4 protein-coding genes are annotated in these 3567 nt (G+C 63.7%); 1 reads left to right on the top strand and 3 read right to left on the bottom strand.

Annotated elements, in window-relative coordinates; genetic code table 11:
- Nucleotides 1-134: 134 nt before the first annotated feature.
- The 3 genes from GGQ90_RS28715 to GGQ90_RS28705 form a co-directional block, all read right to left on the bottom strand.
- Nucleotides 135-1148 (bottom strand): replication initiation protein, encoded by a 1014-nt coding sequence (locus GGQ90_RS28715; RefSeq protein ID WP_004213426.1) that lies wholly within the window; start codon nt 1146-1148, stop codon nt 135-137.
- 450 nt (nt 1149-1598) lie between these two features.
- A complete protein-coding gene (locus GGQ90_RS28710) occupies nt 1599-2000 on the bottom strand; it encodes a hypothetical protein (protein WP_004213423.1) in 402 nt (133 codons plus the stop codon).
- Nucleotides 1993-2253, bottom strand: coding sequence for a hypothetical protein (locus GGQ90_RS28705; RefSeq protein ID WP_004213421.1), 261 nt, complete (start codon nt 2251-2253; stop codon nt 1993-1995). Before GGQ90_RS28705 ends, GGQ90_RS28710 begins: the two co-directional genes overlap by 8 nt.
- A 214-nt stretch (nt 2254-2467) precedes the next feature.
- Here GGQ90_RS28705 and mobQ point away from each other — a divergent pair, with 214 nt between their 5' ends.
- Nucleotides 2468-3421 carry a MobQ family relaxase gene (gene mobQ / locus GGQ90_RS28700; RefSeq protein ID WP_004213420.1) on the top strand — a complete coding sequence of 318 codons (954 nt, stop codon included), beginning with the start codon at nt 2468-2470 and terminating at the stop codon, nt 3419-3421.
- Nucleotides 3422-3567: the final 146 nt, after the last annotated feature.

The following is a 3567-nucleotide window of genomic DNA, read 5'->3' as shown; positions in this document are numbered from 1 at the left end:
CGCAAGTTCGCCGCCTAAGATCAACCCCCTGACGAGGTCCGCACTCCGCTAATCTACGCCGCGAGTTGTGCCGAATGTTCTGACGACGGACAGCCGCCTACAGCTAGCCGCTAGGGCTATCGCCCTGGCGGCGCTCAGAGCTTGGCGCGACCGACGAAGCCGGTCCAAGTCTGGAGAATGGTTGGCGCGTCTAGGGGGATGCCCTTGGACTTGCACCACGCCCTGAAATCGTCGGCCATCAGATCGCGGTCGCGGCCCGATGGGTTGGGAACGTCCGCCCATGGGCCGGGCGCGTATTTGATCGAACCTGATGCGGGGAAAGCGAGGGGCGGCGCGTCCGCTGTCCCGTCGCGCCGCGCCTTGCGACCGACCTTCGGGCGGTCGAGTTCGCGGCGGGCCTGTTGCTTGCCTTCCATGGGCTTCTCCGTCCAAGCAATCGTGACGCTGGCCACAGTACGGCCGATCTTGCGAGGCGTCGCGGTCAGCGTCAGGCGCGAGGTCTGGTTGATCTCGGCAATCGCTGGCTGGAGAACGCGCTGGTTCAGGTTTGAGAACCGACCCAGCTTTCCATCCTGCACCCCCAGCAGCGCCCGCAGTTCGGCCACGGTGAAGGTCTTGCTGGCGACGTGCTCGAGGTTCACGAGGCTGGCAACATGCTGGAACAGCAAGATCGAATATTTCGAGGAGAGGGCAAAGACCGTCTGACGGTCGAGGATTGCCCAATGGCATGACTTCTCCGCCATCTCGCGGAAGGCGCCGCCGAACCACCAAGCCACCAGCAGGTCGCCGCTAACCTCATGGCGGTAATCCAGCTTGGCGCGATCCAGAAACCCGCCGATGATTTCGCATTGCGCCTCGGTGTCGTCGAAGACGATCACGGCTCCCGCCAGTTCGATGAAGAGCCTGCGGAGGGTGGCGCGGGTGTGGTTCCGCATCCCGTCGATTTTCTTGATGTCGGCCAAGCGCAATTCGTGGCGCACATCCTCGGCCATGCGCCCGCCTGCCTTCCCGATCAGCAGGTGCATCAGCTTGAGGGCTTCGGCTCCCGGCGGGTTCTCGATGTAGACCCCCCGCGCCACCTCTGCGGGCAGGACCGTCTTGGTCTCGTCAAAGGCGCGGTCAGCCGCAACTTGCGTGGTTTTGCTCATGGCGACATGGTCGGGCAATTAAATGTTGCCTGTCAATGAGCAGATAAGCCCCCATATGTTGCCTTTCAGTCCCCATTTGTTACTTTTCAGTCCCCATATGTTGCCGATAGCGCTGCAAGCCATTGAGATTGCAGGCCGTTTTTCGCCTGAACTATAAGAACTATATGAACAAGAAGGGCGCTGCGCGCTTTTTGGTGATTTTGAGGGGGGGAAGAGGGCCAAAAATGGACACGCCTGAGGGCAAAAATGGACACGCCTGAGGGTCGCGGGTTCGAGGTCGGTTCATCCCTTCAGCGTCATTCAGAGCCGCGAGGGAGAGCTATTGGCTTGGCGGGGGGGGTGAGAGGGGCGAGGAAGCGCCTCAGAGCCACCAGAACGCCTCAGGATGGCTCAGAGCACCCAATCAGGCTCGGCGTGGCCTGACGGCCACCAGAAGCGCCCAGAGCGGCCCTAGGAGGCTTGAAGACGGACCCACTCGCCTTTGCAGGTCTGAGTTTTCTGATCCCATGCCGCCGTGCAGCCATAAAGCTCGCGTTCGACCTTGGGAGACTTGGCGAACCAGTAGCCGAAGCTGCCGACGAGGACGAAGGAGGCAGCAGCGAGCCAGACCATGAGGAGCTTGCGCTCTCCGATCTGTTCGAGGCGCACCGACTGGTCATAGGCGGCGCGGGCGCGTTGGTGGAGCAGGTCAGAGGCATTCGCCAGGGCGGCGATAGTGTTCTGGACGCTGGCCATCTCGGCTTTGACCCCATCGGCCCCAGCGCGGCGCATGGCATCGAGCAGCAGGCGGTAATCTTGGCCGGGATCGACCGAGGGCGGATCATCGAACTCGGCGGGATCGAAGTCAGTCATCGGTCAGGCTCCACCCCTCGAAGGCTTTGCGATCTACGTCACGCGAGATGCGGGCGAACAGGTCATCGAAGCTGGCGGGCCAGTTGCCGGATCTGGCGGCATCGAGGACGAGCGCGCCGAGGATGATCTTGCGGCGGGCTTCGAGCTTGCGGCGTTCGGTAGAGGCTCGGGCTTCGAGAGCCTGCAATCGTGCCTTGGCCTGCGCGACTTTCTTGCGGGCTTTTTCGATGCTGTCAGGTGATGGGGCGGGCATGGCAGTCCTTCGCTTTTGGAGGGAGCCTAGCGCCAAACACGACCGAACGAAAGTGAGGGAAGTGGACCGAACGAAAGTGAGGGAAGTGCCCACTTATGCAAACTTGCGTTTGCGTGGGTGAGGGGATACCCCTCAACCCCAGCAGGCTATCGCCTGCGCCATGCTGCCGCATGGCAAGTGACGGAGACGCACGCTGGCAAGCTATCACCTCTCCGTGAAGACGGTCAGCCGGTCCGCCGGTCGCAGCGCGACCGCGGCGGCGGCTTACCGTGCGGCTGTCGAAATCGCGGACGAGCGGACCGGCCTCGTCCACGATTACAGCCGCAAGAGCGGGGTCGAGCACCGCGAAATCGTCCTGCCGAACGGCGCGCCAGAGTGGGCCGCCGACCGGGCGGCCCTCTGGAACGCAGCCGAGCAGGCCGAGACGCGGAAGAACTCGACCGTGGCCCGCGAATACGAGATCGCGCTGCCTGCCGAGCTGCCGGCACAAGAGCGCCGCGAGCTCGCCATGGCGTTCGCCCGCGAGATCAGCGAACGGCATGGGGTCGCGGTCGATGTGGCGATCCACGCCCCGGGCCGCGAAGGCGACCAGCGGAACCATCACGCGCACCTGCTGACAACCACGCGCCGCCTTGGCCCCGAGGGGCTAGGGGAGAAGACCCGCGAACTGGACCAGCGGCAGAGCGGTGAGGTCGATCGCTGGCGCGAGCGGTGGGCCGAGTTGCAGAATCGAGCGCTTGAGCGGGCAGGCATCACCGAGCGCGTCGATCATCGGTCGATGAAGGAACGCGGGCAGGAGCCGGTGCCGGAACTGACGCGGGAGCAATACCAGATCGAGCGGCAGGCGAAGGCGAAAGCCGAGCGCACCGGCGAGCCTTACGAGCCGGTCACAGAAGCGGGGAAGCAGCGGCAGGCCGTCGAGGAACGCCGCGGCCTGACCGCCTACATCGAGCGCGGGCAGGAATGGCTCAAGAACGCCAGCCAGAAGGTCGCCCAGCTAGGGAAGACCATGGCCGAGGCGATGACCAAGACGCTCGCCCGCGACATGGCCGAGAAGGCTCAGAGAGAGCGGGAAGAGCGCGAACGCAGAGAGCGCGAGGAGAAGGAACGCGAGCGCGAATGGAAGCGCGAGCGGTGGCGCGACCGTGACAGAGGCATGGAACGCTAGCTGTTCGGGCTCGCATTCCTGGTTGTCTATCGGGAGGTATTCGAGACGATCTGGACTTGTAACGGATTTGCGCCGGTCACCTGAGCGATTAGAGCTCGCAACAGGAGACCGACGAGATGATCAAGCATACAGAAGAGTTCAAGCAT

Origin of the sequence: Sphingobium scionense, from assembly GCF_014197035.1 — a bacterium.
Lineage (GTDB): Bacteria > Pseudomonadota > Alphaproteobacteria > Sphingomonadales > Sphingomonadaceae > Sphingobium > Sphingobium scionense.
The sequence above is the reverse complement of the archived record's forward strand: the minus strand, read 5'-3'. Positions and strand labels throughout refer to the sequence as shown.

What these genes read in the sequence shown, in the direction of transcription:
- GGQ90_RS28715 (WP_004213426.1), bottom strand. Translation starts at nt 1,148, where the DNA reads ATGAGCAAAACCACGCAAGTTGCGGCTGACCGCGCCTTTGACGAGACC.
- GGQ90_RS28710 (WP_004213423.1), bottom strand. Translation starts at nt 2,000, where the DNA reads ATGACTGACTTCGATCCCGCCGAGTTCGATGATCCGCCCTCGGTCGAT.
- GGQ90_RS28705 (WP_004213421.1), bottom strand. Translation starts at nt 2,253, where the DNA reads ATGCCCGCCCCATCACCTGACAGCATCGAAAAAGCCCGCAAGAAAGTC.